The sequence below is a fragment of the Pararhizobium sp. LjRoot238 genome (assembly GCF_964252955.1).
GTDB lineage: Bacteria > Pseudomonadota > Alphaproteobacteria > Rhizobiales > Rhizobiaceae > Pararhizobium.
On sequence record NZ_CAXUPP020000001.1, the window covers coordinates 1,592,691 to 1,612,114 of the forward strand.

Annotated in this window: 18 protein-coding genes and 1 riboswitch; of the genes, 8 read left to right on the plus strand and 10 right to left on the minus strand. The window is 62.4% G+C overall.

Annotated elements, in window-relative coordinates; translation table 11 throughout:
• Window positions 1-38 precede the first annotated feature (38 nt).
• The gene (locus ACSQ3F_RS07875; protein WP_436099711.1) at window positions 39-1,040 is read right to left on the minus strand and encodes a DUF2806 domain-containing protein; all 1,002 of its coding nucleotides are present in this window, start codon (window positions 1,038-1,040) and stop codon (window positions 39-41) included.
• A gap of 329 nt (window positions 1,041-1,369) precedes the next feature.
• Window positions 1,370-1,487, plus strand: a riboswitch (TPP riboswitch).
• Window positions 1,488-1,528: 41 nt separating this feature from the next.
• On the opposite strand from ACSQ3F_RS07875, the gene thiB reads away from it, so the two are divergent.
• From thiB to ACSQ3F_RS07900, 5 genes are all read left to right on the plus strand, one after another.
• The gene (gene thiB, locus ACSQ3F_RS07880) at window positions 1,529-2,539 is read left to right on the plus strand and encodes a thiamine ABC transporter substrate binding subunit (RefSeq protein ID WP_436099712.1); all 1,011 of its coding nucleotides are present in this window, start codon (window positions 1,529-1,531) and stop codon (window positions 2,537-2,539) included.
• Between the two features lie 31 nt (window positions 2,540-2,570).
• Window positions 2,571-4,190 (plus strand): thiamine/thiamine pyrophosphate ABC transporter permease ThiP, encoded by a 1,620-nt coding sequence (thiP, locus tag ACSQ3F_RS07885; protein WP_436102075.1) that lies wholly within the window; start codon window positions 2,571-2,573, stop codon window positions 4,188-4,190.
• A complete protein-coding gene (locus ACSQ3F_RS07890) occupies window positions 4,177-4,899 on the plus strand; it encodes a thiamine ABC transporter ATP-binding protein (protein WP_436099713.1) in 723 nt (240 codons plus the stop codon). The genes thiP and ACSQ3F_RS07890 overlap by 14 nt, the downstream gene beginning before the upstream one ends.
• 286 nt (window positions 4,900-5,185) lie before the next feature.
• The gene (locus ACSQ3F_RS07895) at window positions 5,186-6,697 is read left to right on the plus strand and encodes a M48 family metalloprotease (protein ID WP_436099714.1); all 1,512 of its coding nucleotides are present in this window, start codon (window positions 5,186-5,188) and stop codon (window positions 6,695-6,697) included.
• Window positions 6,698-7,052: 355 nt separating this feature from the next.
• On the plus strand, window positions 7,053-8,111 hold the full coding sequence (locus ACSQ3F_RS07900; protein ID WP_436099715.1) for a LacI family DNA-binding transcriptional regulator: 1,059 nt from the start codon (window positions 7,053-7,055) through the stop codon (window positions 8,109-8,111).
• A 74-nt stretch (window positions 8,112-8,185) separates the two neighbouring features.
• On the opposite strand, the gene ACSQ3F_RS07905 is transcribed toward ACSQ3F_RS07900, so the two are convergent.
• Window positions 8,186-9,052: an RNA polymerase factor sigma-32 gene (locus tag ACSQ3F_RS07905; protein ID WP_436099716.1), complete on the minus strand. Its 867-nt coding sequence runs from the start codon at window positions 9,050-9,052 to the stop codon at window positions 8,186-8,188.
• Window positions 9,053-9,559: 507 nt separating this feature from the next.
• Between ACSQ3F_RS07905 and ACSQ3F_RS07910 the strand changes: the two genes are divergently transcribed.
• Window positions 9,560-10,066, plus strand: a complete 507-nt coding sequence (locus ACSQ3F_RS07910; RefSeq protein ID WP_436099717.1) for an N-acetyltransferase family protein — start codon at window positions 9,560-9,562, stop codon at window positions 10,064-10,066.
• Between the two features lie 12 nt (window positions 10,067-10,078).
• Here the strand turns inward: ACSQ3F_RS07910 and ACSQ3F_RS07915 are convergent, their stop codons facing one another.
• Window positions 10,079-10,693 carry a hypothetical protein gene (locus tag ACSQ3F_RS07915; protein ID WP_436099718.1) on the minus strand — a complete coding sequence of 205 codons (615 nt, stop codon included), beginning with the start codon at window positions 10,691-10,693 and terminating at the stop codon, window positions 10,079-10,081.
• A 148-nt stretch (window positions 10,694-10,841) separates the two neighbouring features.
• Between ACSQ3F_RS07915 and ppa the strand changes: the two genes are divergently transcribed.
• Window positions 10,842-11,375, plus strand: a complete 534-nt coding sequence (gene ppa / locus ACSQ3F_RS07920) for an inorganic diphosphatase (protein WP_436099719.1) — start codon at window positions 10,842-10,844, stop codon at window positions 11,373-11,375.
• 103 nt (window positions 11,376-11,478) lie between these two features.
• Here ppa and ACSQ3F_RS07925 read toward each other — a convergent pair whose 3' ends face one another.
• Window positions 11,479-11,772 carry a YggT family protein gene (locus ACSQ3F_RS07925; protein ID WP_220373665.1) on the minus strand — a complete coding sequence of 98 codons (294 nt, stop codon included), beginning with the start codon at window positions 11,770-11,772 and terminating at the stop codon, window positions 11,479-11,481.
• A 133-nt stretch (window positions 11,773-11,905) separates the two neighbouring features.
• On the opposite strand from ACSQ3F_RS07925, the gene ACSQ3F_RS07930 reads away from it, so the two are divergent.
• Window positions 11,906-13,162: an MFS transporter gene (locus tag ACSQ3F_RS07930; RefSeq protein WP_436099720.1), complete on the plus strand. Its 1,257-nt coding sequence runs from the start codon at window positions 11,906-11,908 to the stop codon at window positions 13,160-13,162.
• Between the two features lie 194 nt (window positions 13,163-13,356).
• On the opposite strand, the gene ACSQ3F_RS07935 is transcribed toward ACSQ3F_RS07930, so the two are convergent.
• From ACSQ3F_RS07935 to hemC, 6 genes are all read right to left on the minus strand, one after another.
• Window positions 13,357-14,100, minus strand: coding sequence for a glutamine amidotransferase (locus ACSQ3F_RS07935; RefSeq protein WP_436099721.1), 744 nt, complete (start codon window positions 14,098-14,100; stop codon window positions 13,357-13,359).
• Between the two features lies 1 nt (window position 14,101).
• Window positions 14,102-14,587 carry a TerB family tellurite resistance protein gene (locus ACSQ3F_RS07940; RefSeq protein WP_436099722.1) on the minus strand — a complete coding sequence of 162 codons (486 nt, stop codon included), beginning with the start codon at window positions 14,585-14,587 and terminating at the stop codon, window positions 14,102-14,104.
• A gap of 28 nt (window positions 14,588-14,615) precedes the next feature.
• Window positions 14,616-16,268 (minus strand): heme biosynthesis HemY N-terminal domain-containing protein, encoded by a 1,653-nt coding sequence (locus ACSQ3F_RS07945; RefSeq protein ID WP_436099723.1) that lies wholly within the window; start codon window positions 16,266-16,268, stop codon window positions 14,616-14,618.
• A gap of 10 nt (window positions 16,269-16,278) precedes the next feature.
• Window positions 16,279-17,604 (minus strand): COG4223 family protein, encoded by a 1,326-nt coding sequence (locus ACSQ3F_RS07950; RefSeq protein WP_436099724.1) that lies wholly within the window; start codon window positions 17,602-17,604, stop codon window positions 16,279-16,281.
• 137 nt (window positions 17,605-17,741) lie between these two features.
• Complete coding sequence (locus ACSQ3F_RS07955; protein WP_436099725.1) at window positions 17,742-18,452, minus strand: uroporphyrinogen-III synthase; 711 nt, start codon at window positions 18,450-18,452, stop codon at window positions 17,742-17,744.
• A 3-nt stretch (window positions 18,453-18,455) separates the two neighbouring features.
• Window positions 18,456-19,385: a hydroxymethylbilane synthase gene (gene hemC, locus ACSQ3F_RS07960; RefSeq protein ID WP_436099726.1), complete on the minus strand. Its 930-nt coding sequence runs from the start codon at window positions 19,383-19,385 to the stop codon at window positions 18,456-18,458.
• Window positions 19,386-19,424: the final 39 nt, after the last annotated feature.

Consider the following 19,424-nt stretch of genomic DNA (forward strand, 5'->3'; position numbering starts at 1 on the left):
CAAGGCGGCCGGGACGGAGGCTGTTAGAAGGCAGAAATTCACTGTTGTGGCACGTCGTTTGCCGTTCGCTCCCAAACTCGCTGCAGATCAGAAGCAAAGACCTTATTACCATCGCGCACGATTCGACCTCGCTCGATAGTCTTAATCACGGGCTTCCCCTTAAGTTCTTGAATAAATAACTCTATCGCCGCTTCAGAGGGCTTGGGCCGGACGATTGGGTATACTTGCATGGCTGTGGTGGAAATTGTCGTGCACTCAAATTTATACTGGCTTCCGGGGTCTGCTCTCGCCACGATTGCAACATCGCCCATGGCATGTATTCTTAATCCGTCCTCCCGAACGTCTACTGTCACTATAGTGTCAATGTCTAGCTGACCTATAAGGCCAGCCTCACGGGCTTTCTGCATCATCATAAATGTTTCGCCTGATACTTCCCCGATGAGGGCCCCATTAATATCTACAACCCTTGAAAGCAAAGCCTCCGCGGCTAGCGCCGTTTCTTTGTCTAAGACAGACAAAAACTGCAATGTCTTCAGTGAGAATGCGTTTGGTTTTCTGATTTCACCGGCCAATACGCGTGCCCAAGTCTCCCTCAACTCTTCGGAACTTGCTTTCGCCGCGTGCTGCTCGAACACATTCAGCCAATCATCCGACGGTCCCTCGCTTCCCGGCTGGGCTGGTTCTTCAGATAGCTGTTCGACCACTTTGACAGCCACGGCCTCTCGGTTTTCCTGCTCCCTAAAGGCGCGGCCAAGAAGATTGTCCAAGCCTCGGCCAAGTAGCCTTTCATCTTGAATACCGAGCTCCGCGGCTTTTTCGCTAAGGACTTGCATCACCTTCGATCGAGCCTCCGTTTCATCGCGGATAGTCTGAGCTTTTTGCTCAAGCCAAGCCGCTGGGATTTCAACTGCGGCGCCAACCAGCCGGCTAATCGCCTTGCCGGCTGGGCCTGCTATAAGTTGAGGTAAACCGCCCTCTGCGACGCCAGCCAACGCGTCCTTCCAGGTAGTTGGCAAATTTTGCTGCTCGTCTCCGGTCATCTCTATCTCCCCCTAAAGGGAAGATCAAAGCATGATTCTCCGAAAACGCGAGTCCTTATCGGTGATGACTCGACTCTCCCCCGCGTTCCGGGTGCTGGGCCTAAGTACAGATAGACAACCTCTGTCGAACCGTGAGAGCCTGCCTCGGCAATGCACTTACGCCTGCAATATCGCGGCTCATGTAGTCGCAGCCGATATAGTCGATCGTGTATTCCGCTGGTGGCTCTCCCTGCTTTCCCCCATAGGGAAGGGCCCGACCGCGCAAGAGGCAGCCCCCGGCGTTTCCCTCGCCCCTCTTGCCAAGCATTTCACTCAAGTCTAAATCTCCTTCTGCTCTAACGGGGTGCCGTTTGTCCTACCTGGACGATCGGCTGAGAGGCTTCAAACAGCCAACCCGCGGAACCTGATCCGGTTTGCACCGGCGGAGGGATTAGACGGCACATTTCAGCGCCCTATTCCCCATCCACTTGGATTTAAAGGAGGCGCTGATGCGCACGGCATTGATTTCCCTGATTGCGGCCCTTGCCGCCCTGACGCCGCCTGTCGCGGTCTCCGCGCAAGACAAGACGCTGACCGTCTACACCTATGAAAGCTTCACCAGCGAATGGGGACCAGCGGCCAAGGTCGCCGAGGCCTTCGAAAAGACCTGCCAATGCAAGGTCGAGTATGTCAGCGTTGCCGACGGCGTCGAGCTTTTGACCCGGCTGAAGCTCGAGGGGGCCGCCTCCAAGGCCGATATCGTTCTCGGTCTCGACACCAATCTCGTCTCCGAAGCCAAGGCGACCGGCTTTTTCGCGCCGCACGGTGTCGATACGTCCGCCGTCAAGGTTCCCGGCGGCTTTTCCGACGACGTCTTCGTTCCCTATGATTACGGCCATTTCGCCGTGATCTATGACACTGAGACACTGAAGGAACCGCCGAAGAGCCTGAAGGAACTGGTGGAGGGCGATCCGAGCCAGAAGATCGTCATCGAGGACCCGCGCACCTCGACGCCGGGCCTTGGCCTGCTGCTGTGGGTCAAATCGGTCTATGGCGATCAGGCCGGTGCCGCCTGGGCCAAGCTCAAGGATCGCGTCCTGACGGTAACGCCCGGCTGGTCGGAGGCTTACGGCCTGTTCACCAAGGGCGAGGCGCCAATGGTGCTGTCCTATACCACCTCGCCCGCCTATCACATGGTCGCGGAAGGAACCGACCGCTATCAGGCGGCCGCCTTCTCGGAAGGCCATTACATCCAGATCGAAGTGGCCGGCATGACGAAAAGCGCCAAGGACCCGGCTCTTGCCAAGGACTTCCTTTCCTTCGTCACCGGGCCGGAGTTCCAGTCGATCATTCCGACGACCAACTGGATGATGCCCGTCGCCGCGACCAAGGAGCCGCTGCCGGAAGCCTTCGGCAAGCTGGTCAATCCGCAAAAGACTTATCTGATGTCTTCCGACGAGGTTGCCGCCAACCGCAAGGCCTGGATCGACGAATGGCTCGCCGCCATGAGCAAGAACTGAGTTTCGATTGCCCGGCGGTCTTGAAAAGCGTCTGACCTTGGCTGCCGGGGCGCTCTGCCTCGGCGGTATCGTCCTGTTCGTCTGTCTCGCCGCCTATGCCCTGCTTGCCTTCGATGCGCCGGGTACATCCGGGCAAGGCGGTCTCTTCGACGCCTATATCTGGCGTGTGATGCGGTTCACGCTGCTGCAGGCCTCGCTCTCGACATTCCTGTCGATCGTGCTCGCCATTCCCGTTGCCCGTGCTTTGGCGCGGCAACCGTCCTTTCCCGGCCGCGTCTGGATCATTCGGCTGTTGGCGTTGCCGCTCGGCCTGCCGGCGCTGGTTGCGGCGCTGGGTCTGATCGGCATCTGGGGGCGGCAGGGCATACTCAACACAGCCTTCGCCTGGCTGGGGCTGGATCAGCCGATCAGCATCTACGGACTTTCCGGAATCCTGCTGGCGCATGTCTTTTTCAACCTGCCGCTTGCCGCGCGGTTGATGCTCGGCGGACTGGATCGTATCCCCGGCGAATATTGGCTGGTCGGCGCCAATCTCGGCATGCGGCCGCTTTCGATCTTCCGCTTTGTTGAATGGCCGGCCATTCGCGGTCTGCTTCCGGGCATCGCCGGCCTCATCTTCATGCTCTGCGTCACCAGTTTCACCCTGGTCTTGACGCTCGGCGGCGGGCCGGCGGCGAGTACCATCGAGGTGGCGATCTATCAGGCGCTGCGCTTCGATTTCGATCCGCCGCGTGCGATCGCCCTGTCGTTGCTGCAAATCGCTCTTACCGCGGTCTTGCTGGTGGCGATGCGCCTTTTGACGCCGAGAGCCGAGGAAGGTCATGGCGGCGGTCGCGAGGTCAGGCGCTTCGATGGCCGAAATCTCTCGGGCAGGGTGGGCGACGGCTTGGCAATCGCGCTCGCCGTGCTGTTCCTTGCACTGCCGCTCGGTTCCGTCATCGCCTCCGGTCTGCGGGCCGATCTCTGGAAGCTCGTGGGCGATCCGATGGCGCAGCAGGCCCTGTTCACCAGCCTTGTCATAGCACTTGTGTCAGGCACGCTCTGCGTCGCGGCGACGGCGCTGATGATCCGTTCGCGGCAGATCGCGCTCGCGCCGAGACACCCACCGAAGCTCCATCGCGGTTTTGCCAGCTTTATTTCGATGAGCGCGTCTCTGGTGCTGCTCGTGCCGCCGGTGGTTCTGGGCGCAGGATGGTTCCTGCTTCTGCGGCCGCTCGGCGATGTCGCCGCCTTTGCGCCGCTGCTGGTCATCCTGATCAACATGCTGATGGCGCTGCCCTTCGTCTATCGCGTGCTGGAGCCGGCCATGGTCACCCATTCTGCCCGCACCGGCAGGCTTGCGGCAAGCCTTGGGCTCGGCGGCTGGCATCGGCTGCGGTTCGTCGATTGGCCGGTCCTGCGCAAGCCGCTCTTGATGGCGCTGTCCTTTGCCTGTGCGCTGTCGCTTGGCGATCTCGGCGCGGTTGCTCTGTTCGGCTCGCAGGATATGGTCACGCTGCCCTGGCTGCTCTATAGCCGCATGGGCAGCTATCGCTCCACCGACGCGGCGGGGCTTGCGCTGTTTCTCGGCCTCGTCTGCCTCGTGCTGACCATTGCCGGCACACCATCTGCGGGCAAGAATGACCAGGGGAGCAAAGATGCCGCCGCTTGAAACGGAGACTGCCATTCGTCTCGGCGGCGTGAGCGTGCGGTTCGGCAAGACGGAACTGCGCTTCGATTGCGCCATCAAGAAAGGCGAAATCGTTGCCGTCACCGGCGCCTCCGGCTCCGGCAAGTCGACCCTCCTCAATATTGTCGCCGGTTTCGAGATGCCGGACGCGGGCACTGTCGAAATCCTTGGAGAAAATGTTACCCGCCGCGATCCGGCAGAGCGGCCGGTCTCGGTGATCTTCCAGGAACATAATTTGTTTTCGCATCTCGATGTCGCCACCAATATCGGGCTCGGCATCGATCCGGCCCTGAGACTGGGTGTGAAAGACCGTGGAAAGCTTGCCGCAGCGCTCATGCGCGTCGGGCTCGACGGCTTCGGCAAGCGGCTGCCGCCGACGCTGTCGGGCGGCGAGCGTCAGCGGGTGGCACTGGCGCGCGCCTTGGTCCGGCGCAAACCCGTCCTTCTTCTTGACGAACCCTTCGCGGCGCTCGATCCGGGCCTACGCTCTGGCATGACCAGCCTGCTCATCGATCTGCACCGGCAGGAGGGCAATACGATGTTGATCGTCACGCACCATCCGGATGACGTGCGGGCGCTGGCCGACAGCGTGATCTTCCTCGACGAGGGCCGCGTCCTGCTGCACGAATCCAAGGCGCAATTCCTCGACCACACCGATATTCCGGCTGTTGCGCGTTTTCTCGGAAAATGAGCATCGCCTGCGATGCTTGCCACAATTTGAACGTTGGCCTATGCGACGGCCAAGCTCGAAATCCCCGCAGCGACCATCTTCGCGTGTCCGTTGCAGGGATATCACGGGGCAACTATTTCTATGGGCATATGCTAGGCACGCGTGGCGCGAATGGGTTACAGCAGTCCTATTGCTGCAACGGTCGCCTGACCTATGTACACGGCTGTAAAGAATACCGAATTTCCGTGGGGGCGGACCACGGAAATATTTGCGGGGCTGGCCTGAAAGACTGGAAACGAGCTGAGGCATGAACAGAACGACAGGCACGGATCCGCAGTCTCCGGAGAAAAGCTTCGGCGTGTCCTTGCGTGCCGCAAGCGCGCTCGCCGGTATCGTGCTTCTCTCCAGCTGTCAGTCGGTGATCGAACAGACCTATGAGCCGAAGGTCGCCCCGTCCTCGACACCACAAATTGTCGAGGAGGTGCAGAAGAACGATCCGCGCGCCCAGGTTGGCGCCCGCGAGCATCCGCGCATCGTCGCAAGCTATGGCGGGGAATACAAGGACGAAAGGACCGAGCGTCTGGTTGCCCGGATCACCGGCGCGTTGACGGCGGTGTCGGAAAATCCGAACCAGTCCTACCGCATCACCATCCTGAATTCGCCTGCGATCAATGCCTTTGCGCTGCCCGGCGGCTATCTTTACGTCACGCGCGGCCTTTTGGCGCTCGCCGATGATGCGTCGGAAGTGGCAGCGGTGCTGTCGCACGAGATGGCGCACGTGACGGCCAACCACGGTATCGAGCGGCAGCAGCGCGAGGAGGCGGAGGTCATCGCCAGCCGCGTTGTCTCCGAAGTGCTCTCCAGCGATCTCGCCGGCAAGCAGGCGCTGGCGCGCGGCAAGCTGCGGCTGGCGGCGTTCTCGCGAAACCAGGAACTGCAGGCCGACGTGATCGGCGTGCGCATGCTCGGTGAAGCCGGATACGATCCCTATTCCGCCGCCCGTTTCCTCGATGCGATGGCCGCCTATAGCCGCTTTTCCTCGGTCGATCCCGACAGCGACCAGAGCCTCGACTTCCTGTCGAGCCACCCGAGCGCGCCGCAGCGCGTCGATCTTGCCCGCCGCCACGCGCGGGCTTTCGGCGCGGAAGGAACCGTCGGCGATCGCGGCCGCGACTATTATCTCGCCGGCATCGAAGGGCTGCTCTACGGCGACAGCCCGCAGGAAGGCTACGTCCGCGGCCAGACGTTCCTGCATGGCAAGCTCGGCATTCGTTTCGACGTGCCGGCCGGCTTCCAGATCGACAACAAGGCGGAAGCGGTGCTGGCGACCGGACCGGGCGAGGTTGCCATCCGCTTCGATGGCGTTGCCGATACGCAGCGCCGCAGCCTGACCGACTATATCGCCAGCGGCTGGGTCACCGGCCTGCAGCCCGACACCATCCGGCCGATCACCATCAACGGCCTTGAGGCCGCGACCGCGCGTGCCTCGGCCGAGCGCTGGGATTTCGACGTCACGGTGATCCGCATCGATACGCAGATCTACCGTTTCCTGACGGCGGTGCCGAAGGGTGCGCCGAGCCTCGAGCCGACGGCCGAAGTCCTGCGGGCCTCCTTCCGCCGCATGACGCCGCAGGAAGCGGCCGCGCTGAAGCCGCTGCGCATTCGCGTCGTAACGGCCAAGCCCGGCGATACGCTGGCAACGCTCTCGGCACGGATGATGGGCACGGACCGCAAGCTCGACCTCTTCCGCCTCATCAACGCGATGCAGGTGACCTCGACCGTCAAGCCGGGTGACAGGGTCAAGATCATTTCGGAATAAGACCAGAAAGAGCGGCGCTGGACGTCTGATCCAGTTACCGAAGGCGCCGATCAATCGGGATGGTGAGGGACCAGGCGCTTGGCCGGCGAACGCGAAGCCGAGGCAAAGGCCCCGCGCAGGCAGGCGGATCCCCCGGGGTCGGATAACGCGGGTCGCCCCAGCGATCATTGTAGATGTCCTTGAACAGGCAGGCTATCGGGATCATGGCTTTCTCCATATTGAATCGATTCAATATTTATGCGATGAAGTTTTGAACCGATTCAAAATCTACCCCCTCACAGGGAAATGTCAAGGGATTTGAATCGATACAATCTTCTGATAGGTTGAGGCTGGTTCGCGTGGCGCAGGAGCTATTTTGACAAAAGGGCATGTAAGACTGGCTGACGTCGCCAAGGCGGCCGGCGTATCACAGGGGACGGCGTCGAATGTTTTCAGCCGGCCAGAGGTGGTTCGCGAAGAGGTGCGGGAGCGTGTTCTCGAGGTCGCACGAGAGCTCGGCTACAATGGACCGGACATGAAGGGGCGCTTGCTGCGGGCCGGGCGGGTCAACGCCATCGGCGTTGCCGCGATCGAGCCGCTGGCGTATTTCTTTGACGATCCGTGGGCGCGGGCGGTGATGACGAACATTGCGGCGGTGTGCGACGCGACCGGCACCGGCATCGCGCTGGTGTCGGCGCAGAACCAGCAAAAACTGGCCTGGAACATCAATAGCGCGCTTGTCGACGGTTTCATCCTGTTATGCGTGGAAGGCGGGGAAAAGCTCGTCGAGCTGACAAGACGGCGGCAGCTGCCGTTCATCGCCCTGGCCTTCGATGACGGAGACGCTTCGATCCCGACGATCGGAATTGACAATACCGCGGGCGCCGCCGCGGCAGCGCGCCACCTGGCGGAGCTCGGGCACCGGCGGTTCGCCATACTGGCCATAGGACATTCTGATGATCATGTCGGGGCGGTAACGCCCGAGCAGGCAATTCGGTCCTTGAAATCGACTTCGCGCGATCGTGCACGCGGCTATTGGCAGGCATTGGCGGAATTCGGCATCGAGCGCGAAAACGTGCCCGTGCACGGTACGCGTAACGACAAATCGAGCGTCGATGCGGCGCTCGAGACCCTGTTTGCAACGCCGGAGCCACCAACGGCGATCCTGGCGATGTCCGACCGCATTGCTCTCTTTGCCATGCAATGGCTTGCCGGACATGGCTTCGCGGTGCCAGGCGACGTGTCCGTCGTCGGCTTCGACGGCGTGCCCGAAGCCGCAACGGCCAAGCCGGGACTGACGACCATTGCACAACCGCTTGAAGAGATTGCGCGCAGGGCGGCAAGCGCCATCCTTGATGACGCATTACCTAACGCGCAGGAAACGCTCGGCGTGACGCTGGTCATCCGAGGCAGCACCGCGCGCCCACGGTTATAGTAGATTTCGCGGGTCGCGACTTTGACCCGAATGCCGCACTTCGGTGCCTGGCGCTGGACGTCCTGTGTTACCGCTCAGTGCGGCAGCGTTGCCAGTACCGGTGCTTCCGCGACGAGCGCGATCCGCAATTTTTCCAGCGCCCGGGTTTCGATCTGGCGGACGCGTTCCTTCGAGATGCCGAGATCGGCGCCCAGCTCTTCGAGCGTGGTGCTGTCTTCCGAAAGGCGGCGGGCGCGGATGATCTTCATTTCCCGCTCGTTCAGCTGGCAAAGCGCGTGGCTGAGCCAGATGCGCCGCCGCTCCTGATCGATTATCTCGGAGACCTGCTCGTCCGGCAGCGGCGCGTCGCAGGCGAGAAGATCGAGCCGTTCGCCGCTGTCGCTATCACCTTGCGAGATCGGCGCCTGCAGCGAGGCATCGTTGCTGGACAGGCGGGCATCCATGGTCTGCACGTCGGCAAGGCTGACGCCGAGTGCCGAGGCGATTTCCTCGTGCACGGCGCGGGCCGTCAGTTGCCGGTCGCCCTGGGCGAGCTTGGCGCGCAGGCGGCGCAGATTGAAGAACAAAGCCTTTTGCGCCGAAGACGTGCCGCCGCGCACGATCGACCAGTTGCGCAGAACATAGTCCTGCATCGAGGCGCGGATCCACCAGCTGGCATAGGTCGAGAACCGCACCTCGCGGCTCGGCTCGAAGCGGGCAGCGGCTTCCAGGAGGCCAATATGTCCCTCCTGCACCAGATCGCTCATCGGCAGGCCGAAATTGCGGAATTTCGATGCCATCGAGATGACCAGCCGCATATGGGCCATGGCGATCTTGTTGCGGGCCTCCTGATCGTGATGGTCCTTCCACGCCAGCGCCAGCGCCTGTTCCTCATCTCTCTCGAGATAGGGAGCCGCCATGGCGATCTTGATCATGCGCCTGTCTGCTGAGAGGTTTTTCATCGGCTACTCCATGACGGGCACACGGGGTGTGCCGCTGAACGATAAGTCGATCGTGTTTCGGGATTTCCGCTGCCTAAGCTTGACCAGCATTCGAACCGCCCTACTTCCCTGCCTAGAAGCCGAGGCCGGAAGAGAGGCCGCGGTGGCAGTCCCGACCCGCAACGACACGCGCAGGTCCAGACTGAACGTGCCTCAACGCGCGGGGAACGAATAAGTTCCATGCTGCACTGCCGTATTTTGCGGCCGTGTGCGTTTTTTTGCGTGTGAACCTCCCAAAAATTCAAAACGGATGCCGCGCCGGTCCAGGTGTCTCGCGCATGCCGCGGCAATGGCGGCGCCCAGGGGCAGGACGCGTCATTTGTTGTGCGCCGCATTTTTTGCCGCTTGCCGGAAAAGTTAAAAAAGCGTTAACTTTTGATGGTCGTCCCCATAAGTTGCCTGTGAGTTAGTTAAAGACAGGGCTTCGGCGGGATTCCTGTTTGCATGGCACCGGTCTAGAGTTGCGTTATGAAAACACTATCCATCGAGGTGCGGCCGGGTGAGCCGAGGGACGCAATGTCCATCTCGGACGTGCACCGCGTCTCCTGGCTTCAGGCCTATGGCGGGCTCATTCCGCACAAGCCGCTGAACCAGATGGTCGACCGGCGCGATCATACGTGGTGGCGCAAGGCGACGCGGGGGCCTTCAACACTTCTCGTCATCGAGGTGGCCGGCGTGATTGCCGGTTATGCGACGCTCGGTCTCAATCGCGCCCGCGCCCTGCCGCAGGAAGGCGAGGTCTACGAGATCTACCTGCGTCCCGAATATCAGGGCATCGGGCTCGGCCGGATCCTGTTCGGCGAGGCGAAGAACCTCCTGAAATCCCTCGGCTGCCAGGGCCTCGTCGTCTGGTGCCTGGAAGACAGCCATCACGCCGACCATTTCTTCCGCATGGCCGGCGGCCGCGATATCTGCGAGGGCGTGGAAGATTTCGGCGGCAAGAGCCTCAAGAAGATCGGCTACGTCTGGGATTGAGTTGCGGCTCTCCTATTCGGGGAAATAGCGCGTCGGATCAGCCGCCCGCGGACCCCGGACGCCGGTAAAATCGGCCTTGTCCTTGCCACAGATGAACCCGCCGGTCTTCGTGTCGGCGATCTGCCGGGCCAGTATGTTGGGATCCGGATTGGCAAGCGCATCGACGTAGCCGGCGACGCACCCCTTTCCGTCCTCGCCTGCCACTTTCGAGACGACCAGCACCTGACCCTTGAGCTTCGGCGCCGGTTCGCCGGTGGCCGGATCGGCATTTTCGATGAACCAGCGCAGAATGGTCGCCACCGGCTTGCCGTCCGGGCCGATCCGCCACTCGATCTTTCGTCCGGCATGGTTGAACGGGCCGAAACTTTCGAAAACGCCGTCGATATAGGCCTGATTCACGTGACCGTAGAGGATGCTCTGCCGCAGGTCGCCTTCCTTGTAGTAGACCGCGTAGTCCATCAGCCCCTTGCATTGCAGCGAAATGCCGCCGCCCTCGGCGTCTTCCGGCGACAGCGTTTTGCAGTGATCCGTGTCGAAATCGGTATAGGTGCTGTCATTGGCCCGGGCGGCGGATGGGGCTGCTGCCAGGAGAAGGATCAGCGGAATTGTGCCTGCGTGCGATATCATGAGCGCTCCTCATACCGGGGACGTTCCGGCACCCGCGATTGTTCGTTCAAACCTCGCATTTTTCCGCTCATGACGAAAGTAATGTTGCGCCGCGGCATGTTTACCGTTATCGGACTCGCCAGCCAAACTCAGACCCCTGGGAGAAAACATGCGTATTGATGCAATTTCCATCGGCAAGAATCCGCCTGAAGATATCAACGTGATCGTCGAGGTTCCGGTTGGCGGCCATCCGATCAAGTACGAGATGGACAAGGAAGCCGGCACGCTGGTGGTCGACCGTTTCCTCTATACGCCGATGACCTATCCGGGCAATTACGGCTTCGTTCCGCATACGCTGTCGGATGACGGCGACCCGATCGACGTTCTGATCGCCTCGACCCGTCCGCTGGTTCCAGGCTGCGTCATCAATGTCCGCCCGATCGGCGTGATGATGATGGAAGACAATTCCGGCAAGGACGAAAAGGTCATTGCCGTGCCGAATTATCACCTCACCAAGCGCTACGACAAGGTGAAGGACTATACCGACCTGCCGGAAATCACCCTGCAGCAGATCGAGCATTTCTTCGAGCACTACAAGGACCTGGAGCCCGGCAAGTGGGTGAAGATCTACGGCTGGAAGGATGCGTCCGTCGCCAAGCAGTTGATCGTCGAAGCCATCGAGCGTGCCAAGACGGCGAAGTAAGCGACAGCTGAACAGCGCACGCTTCCCAAATGAAAACCTCCGGATCGGGTCGCAATCCGGAGGTTTTTTGTTGCCTATGGGAACCCGCAGGTTTGACCCAATGTCAGCTGAGCAGGGCTGCGGCCACGGTCGTGTTCAGGAAATACCAGATGAAATAGAGGATGACCAAAACCACCAGCGGCGACAGATCGACACCGCCCATGTCCGGCAGCATCCGGCGGATCGGCCGGTAGAGCGGCTCGGTCAGCTGGTAGAGCGAACGGCCGATCATGTTGATGGCGTTGTTGTTCACATTGATCACGTTGAATGCGTAGAGCCAGGAAAAGATGGCCGAGGCGATGACCAGGAACCACGCAATGTTGATGATGAAATTCAGGGTCGCAATAACAGCAAGCATGCCGGTCTCCAATTCGTTGTTGACAGACATGTAGACATTGACGACTAAACCGGCAAGTCCGTGCTTCGTGCGGGGCTAAACATGTTTAATACGGCAGGGTTATTATTCCGGCCGCCATCGGAAAGATCGCCGCATGTCCGCCATAAACGGTGCAGACCGGTTCGCCGCGTTCCGGCATGTCTCCTACGCCCGTTTCTTCTTCGCCCGCTTCCTCGCATCCTTCGCCATCCAGATCGTCAGTGTCTCGGTCGGCTGGCAGATGTACGCGCAGACGCAGAACACGCTCTATCTCGGCCTGATCGGCCTCTTCCAGTTCCTGCCGTCGCTCGTTCTCATCCTGGTAACGGGCTCGGTCGCCGATCGTCACAGCCGGCGGGCCATCGTTTCCATCTGCATGATCATCAGCGCCCTTTGCGCGGCAGCACTGCTGGGGTTGACGATCGCCGATGCGTTCTCGCCCTGGCCGGTCTTTGCCATCCTCGTCGTTTTCGGCATCGAGCGCGCCTTCATGGCACCGGCGGTGCAATCCCTGGCGCCGAACCTCGTGCCTGCCCATGACCTGTCGAATGCGATCGCCTGGAACTCGTCCTCCTGGCAGACGGCTGCCATCCTGGGGCCGGTCGCCGGCGGTCTGCTTTACGGCGTCAGCGCCATCGTTGCCTATTCCGCCGCGCTCGCATTCCTCGTTCTCGCGGCCATCCTTGTCTTCATGATCGAAAAACCGGCGCAGCACAGCCTCAGCGCGCCGCGCGACTGGACGTCCGTTCTTGCCGGTTTCAAATTCATCCGCACGGAAAAGGTTGTGCTGGGTGCGATTTCGCTCGATCTCTTCGCCGTGCTTCTGGGCGGCGCCGTCGCACTGATGCCGGTCTTTGCCAGCGAAATCCTGGTGCTCGGTCCGCTCGGCCTCGGGCTGTTGCGGGCAGCGCCTGGCATCGGCGCCATCCTCGTCGCGGTGACGCTCGCCGCCTATCCGATCCGCCACAATGCCGGTGTGCTGATGTTTGCCGGCGTCGCGCTGTTCGGCATCGGCACCGTGATCTTCGGTCTGTCCGAAGTCACGTGGCTGTCGATCGCATCCCTGATGCTGATGGGCGGGGCGGATATGATCTCGGTCTATGTGCGCGAGACGCTGATTGCGCTCTGGACGCCGGACGCCGTGCGTGGCCGCGTGAACGCCGTCAACATGGTCTTCGTCGGCGCCTCCAACGAGCTTGGCGAGTTCCGGGCCGGGACCATGGCGCACGTCATCGGCGCGGTTCCGGCAGTCGTGGTCGGCGGTATCGGTACGCTTGCGGTCGCCATCATCTGGGCGCTCGGCTTCCCGCAATTGCGCGAGATCGATTCGCTCAACGCGCCGGACCGCGACGGCGCCGCGCGCCAAACATGACGCCGGTTTTGAGAATACCCCCCTCTGTCACCTCGTGACATCTCCCCCTCAAGGGGGGAGATCGGGAGTAAGAGGCCCGCCCAACACCAATCTCCCCCCTTGAGGGGGAGATGCCCGACAGGGCAGAGGGGGGTGAAAGGCCACTTCCGTGTACTGTGGCGCGCGAAAAGGATGCTCTAGCGCCTGCTCGCTGATCAGGCCGAGACCGTTTCACCTTGCCGCTGGAAGATATGGGAGAGGAACCGGTCCACCCAATCGCGCAGCGGTCCGTCATAGTCCATCCGGCCTTCCAGATGTGCCCTGCCGACTTGCGCGCCGGGCAGTTCGAACCGGTGCGCGCCGTGCACGACCCAGCGGTGCATCATCGCCCGCGTCAGTTCGCCATGGAACTGGATGCCCCAGGCGTTCTCGCCATAGCGGAAGGCCTGGTTGGGATAGGTGCTGCCTGAAGCGAGCAGTTCAGCGCCGGCCGGCAGATCGAAGCCTTCCCGGTGGAACTGGTAGACCATGGATGGCCATTCCATCAGTGCGCGGCCCTTTTCGGTCGCCTCCAGCGGATACCAGCCGATTTCCGTCATGCCGTCGTGGTGGGGGCCAACCGCGCCACCGAGATGCCGAACCAGCATCTGGGCGCCGAGACAGATGCCGAGGAAAGGCTTGTTTTCCGCCAGCGGCACGGAAAGCCAGTCAGTCTCGCGACGGATGAAATCCTCGTCGCCATTGGCGCTCATCGGTCCGCCGAAGACGACGGCGCCGGCATGATCTTCAAGCGTCGTTGGAAGCGGATCGCCGAGCGCCGGGCGCCGGATGTCGAGGCTGAAGCCTTTTTCCAACAGCAAATGTCCGACCCGCCCGGGGCTGGAGCGTTCCTGATGCAGGATGATCAGAACCGGTTTTCCGGTGGTGCGCGTGTAGAACGTGCGGTCGTCGAAAAGCATCTCACTTTTCCTGTTGCGCGACTGTCTCCTCCGCGACTTCGAACTTGGCGGCCACCTCCTGCCGCTTGATGATCCTGTCCCTGCCCGAAACGCCGAGGAGATCGGCGACGCGCCAGATGACATGATCCTCCATTTCACTGCGTTTGCCATCGGCATAGACAATCTCCCACAACATGCCGATCAGGTCGATCCGCTGTTCCTCGGAAAAATGCCGTTTGATATCGGATGTGAAGCGGAAATAGTCGATAGCCTCGCTTTCGGCCGTCTCGCCGGCGGCGATCAGGGCACTGAGCGCCGCATCGTCCAGCTTGTAGTGATCCTTGATCATCGCGCGCGCCTTTTTGCGCTCCTTCTCGTGGATGTGGCCATCGGCCTCCATCACCTGAAAGCAGAGCGCAACGATGGCGATGCGCGGATCGCCGGGCTGGATGGCGGACGGCCCGCTCCCGGTCAGGCTGTCGAGGAAAGTTCGAAATCGGTCAAACATGCTTTTCCGTCAAAAATCGGGTTTCTTCTCAAAACAGGCGGAAGTTCGCTTTTGCCAGCGGCTTGTCGCCGTCGTCGCGCACGCCCGGGTCATCCGGCGGGCGTCCGAAGAAGGGTTCGACGACGGCCTCTTCGGTCTTGGCCGGCGCTGGCTTCTTTTCGACCTTCACGGGTTGCGGCACGATCACCGATTCGCTCGGTGCCGGCACGGCGATGGTCTTGACCTCCTCGGTTTTCTCCGGGGTTTCGATTACATGCTTCGGCTTTGCCGGCGTCTCGGCCCGCTCGGGCTGCGGCTCCGGCTCGGGGCGCTGATGGGCGATGGCGACCGGCGGCAGGCTGCGGATCGCCGCCTCGGCCGCTTCCAGCGTGCCCTCTTCGACCGGTCCGACAATCTGCCCGACCGGCTGCTTCCATTCGAAGGCGTCGAGACGGCCGCTGACCGGCGAGACCGGCAGCCACTCGGGCGATGTCACGCCGTCCGCCGTCCAGGCGGGATCGCGCGGGCTTTTCAGCGCCTGGTTCATCCAGTGGCGGATGCGGCCGTCGTCGCCCGTGTCGGCTTCCTCGATATCGGCGAGCAGCAGGAAGATGCCTTCGTTCGGCTGGATGCGGGCCGCAGCCTCCGCCTTGGAGCGCGCCACGGACAGTTCGCGTGCTTCCAGGGCGGCCTCGGCGACGGCGGCGAGCGCAACCGCATTGTTCGGCCGCAGGGCTTCGAGCTTGTTCGCCCGCTTCAGCCTGTCGATCGCCGAATCACCGCTGCGGGCGCGGACATGGAGCCTGGCGACGTCCGGGTGCGGCTCCTGTTTCCAGAGCTTTTCGAGGATGGAGGCCGCCTTGCGCAGGTTGTCCTCGCGAAACAGCGCCTTGGCTGCGACGAGGCCGGCCGGCACCAGATCCTCGGCGAGCTTCAGGGCGGCCAACGCATCGTCGCGCGCGCCTTTCGGATCGGCTTCCAGCTTCTCAGTGGCGCGGGCGGTCAGGAGCACGGCCTTCTTGCGGTCGGCTTGCCTGCGGTCGATGACGTGGCTGGCGCGGCTCTGGTCGAGAAGCCGGATGGCTTCGTCCCACTGGCCGGTCTGGCTGCGATAATCGAGCGCCGCCAGCGTTGCCCAGGGAAGATGCGGCGCCTTGTCGGCGGCGCGTTCGGCAAATTGCCGTGCCGCCTCGTTGGCGCCCAGCCGCTTGGCTTCGAGATAAAGGCCGCGCAGGCCGAGCTCGCGCGTCTCCGGGTCGTCGGCCATCAGCTCGAATTTCTTGCGGGCGTCGTCGTATTTGCCTTCGATCAGCGCCGTCTGCGCTTCCAGGAGGTGGATCAGCGGTTCCTGGTCGGAACTCAACAATCCCCGCGTGCGCACCGTCATCTTGCGGGCAAGTGCTGAATCGCCGGCACCGGCGGCGATCAGGCCGGTGGACAGCGCCTGATAGCCGCGGTCGCGCTTGCGGGCGCGGAAATAGCGGGAGATCGAATGGGGGGAAAGCCAGACGACGCGGATCAGCCAGATGGCGATCAGGACAGCAGCGATCAGCGAGGCGAGCAGCGTTGCCGCCACCATCAGGCTCATTTCGATGCGGCTCCCCTGCCAGATCAGCGACAATTCGCCGGGGCGGTCGGCCAGCCAGGCAAAGCTGGCGCCGAGGGCAAGGACGATGAGAACGTAGAACAGAATACGGATCATGAACTCTTCCTTAGCCCTGGTTGGCCGTCATGGCGCCTGCAACCGCCGCATCGATCAAACCTTCGACGCGGATGCGCTGGTCGAGCTTGGTCTTGAACGCGGCACCGGCGGTTTTCGCCGGCTCCGGCAGAGCCTGCCATTCGAGGCTCGCGCCCTTCAGGTCGCCATTGGTCAGCTTGTCCTCGATGCGGGCGATAACCGCTTCCGGGTCGTCTCCCTCGACGCTGCCGACGGGGCGGATGCGGATGGCGGACGACGCGCTGTCCATCAGCCGCGCGAAAATGCCCTGGTTCGGGTCGCTGTGCTGGGTCGCTTCCAGCATGGCATCGGCCACGCCCGGGAATTCGCGCACGAGATCGGCGCGCGGTGAAACGCCGAGTGCCGCGTCGCCGGCAAGGCCGGTGACGGCCGGATCGGTGGCGGCGATGCTTTTCAGGGCGTCGAGTTCGGCGAGGAACGGCCCGCCGCGATCGATCGCCGTCTTCAAGGCGGTGACGGCCACGGCGCGGGCGAGCTGCACGTCGCTGGCCGGCTCGTCGATCTTCTTCTCGGCCGCTTCGATGCGGGTTGAAAGCTCGGATTTCGCCGTTTCAGTCGATTGCTGGGCATCCGCAAGGGCTGATTTCAGCGTTGCGATCTCGCCTGTCAGGTTGGTGATCTGGGCATCGAGACCGGAAACATCTGCGGTCGCGCCGTTTCCTGCCGCGGCCGTTTTCTTTTCAAGCTCGGCGATGCGAGCCTCAAGCGGGCCGAGATCGACCACTGCTGCGGGTGAAGGTGCCGCGGCAAGCTGTGCCTTGATGGCTTCGATATCGCTGGCAAGGCCCTGTTCAACGGCTGTATCGCCGCCGCCTGGGCTAAGAGAGGGCAGCACTCCGGCATATTGCAAGCCGCCGGCGCCGAGAAGCGTGATCAGGCCGCCGAGAATGCCGGCGGCGAGGGCGCCCGAGTTGGAGGTGCGGCGCGGTTCGGCATGGATCGGCTGTTCTGCCGCCGTGGCGGCCGAGGTTGGTTCCTCGGCAAAGACAGCTGCTGCGGCTTCCGCGCGCGCATCCTCTTCATCCGATTCGGAGCTGCGAATGTCTTCGGAAATACGGGTGTCTTCGGAAATACCCGTGTCGGATTCCGGAATGTCTGTCGGCTCGGGAATGTCCGCGCGCACGGTGTCGTCAGGTTCACCCGCCCGGATTTCCGCCGCCTCGTCGATGACCGCTTCGCGTTCGGCCGCAGCATCGGCGGTTTCCGCGTCGGTTTCCGGCGCCGCATTGGCTCCCAGGTCGATCGTCACCGGCTCCTGATCGGACTTCGAGCGGCGCGGAGGATTTTCCGGTCCCATGATGATCTCTTCCCGTTATCGCATGAACTTAAGGCACTGCCTTAAACCTAGACACGGAGCACGGATAGGGAAAGCCCCAATGCGACAATTCCTTGACCGGGTGCTGATGACGCGCGGGGCGCCTGCAAACGGCCCGATCAGAGCAGGGCGAAAAGGCTGGCTTCGTTTGGCTCGGCCGCGATGGCGATATGCCCGATACCCCGCGGTACCGCTTCGGCGACATGTTCGCTCAGGCAGAGCAGGCGCATGTCGTGAAATGCGGTTTTCGTTGCCAAGGCATTCAGGGCGAAGAAATGCCGGGCGGTCTCGTGGGAGTAAAACAGAACGGCCTCCGGTTTGCGCGAGAGAAGCAGGTTTTCGATCGTCTTCGGCGCATGGACGATAGGAGACATTCGATAGACTTCCGCCAGGCGGCACCGGATTCTCGCCCCCTGCAGGGCCGTTTCGAAGCCAGGCGATCGCGGTACACCCGCCAGGTAGACAAGGCCTTCTTCAAGGTTCGTCGGCGTGCTGGCAATGAAGTGCGCAAGTCCGGCGCCTGTGCCGGGGCCGACGATAACCGATTGGAATCCCAACTGCCGTGCCGCGTCCGCCGTCGCTGCCCCGACGCAGAACACCGGCGTTTGCAGATGCGGCGTCAGTTGATCCCTGATGGCAGACAGGGCGCGGAACGTCTCCGAGCTTGTGACGGCAATGGCGCTGTGGGGAAGAGCCAGGACATCCATTGCCGCTTGCGGCAGATGGACAGCTTCCATCATCGGCAGAACGATCGCTTCATGGCCCAGCGCTTCGAGCCTTGCCGCCGTTGCCGCCGCTGAAGGTTGCGGCCGGGTGACAAGGATGCGCATGGCTCAGGTCCAGCTCGAGAAGAAGTCCGCTCCGGCCTCAAGGCGGATATCCTCGCCGGCTTTCGCGCCGATCTGCTCGGCATCCGCGGCCTTGCCTTCTGCCGTCACCTGGAAATGCTGGCTGCCGTCGGGCGTCAGGATCAGGCCGGAGAAGCGGATGGTTTCGCCGTCCGATACCGCATAACCGGCGATCGGCGTGCGGCAGGAGCCGTCGAGCGTCGCGAGGAATGCCCGTTCGCACGTGACGGCCTGATGTGTCCTCACGTCGTTGATCGCTTCCAGAAGGCCGTTGACACGGTCGTCGCCAACGCGGCTTTCGATGCAGATCGCGCCTTGCGCTGGTGCTGGAGGAAAGATTTCGGGGTCGAGGATTTCCGTCGGCACGTCGTCCTTGCCGAGGCGCTTCAGGCCGGCGAAAGCGAGCAGCGTCGCATCCACCTGGCCTTCCGCCAGCTTTCTCAGCCGGGTATCGACGAGGCCGCGAAAGGTGATGACGTCGATATCGGGCCGCAACCGTTTGATCAGCGCCTGGCGCCGGAGCGACGAAGAGCCGATGGTGGCGCCCTGCGGCAGGTCCATGAGTTTCGCGGCGGTGCGCCCGATGAAAGCGTCGCGAGCGTCCTCGCGCGGCAGATAGGCGGAGAGGTACAGCCCGTCAGGCAGTTTCGTCGGCATGTCCTTGGCGGAATGCACGGCGAAATCCAGCCCCCCGGAGGCGAGCATGTCCTCCAGTTCCTGGGTGAAAAGCCCCTTGCCGCCGATCGCTGCCAGAGAGCGGTCGGTGATGCGGTCGCCCATGGTCGAGAGCACGACGATTTCGAACATCTCGGACGACAGGCCATGCGCGGCCATCAGGCGGTCCCGCGTTTCGTGGGCCTGTGCCAGCGCCAAGGGACTGCCCCGCGTGCCGATCCGGAAAGGTTTTGTTTGCATCCACTGCGATCCGTTGTTACCGGAGTTCCATGTATCCGC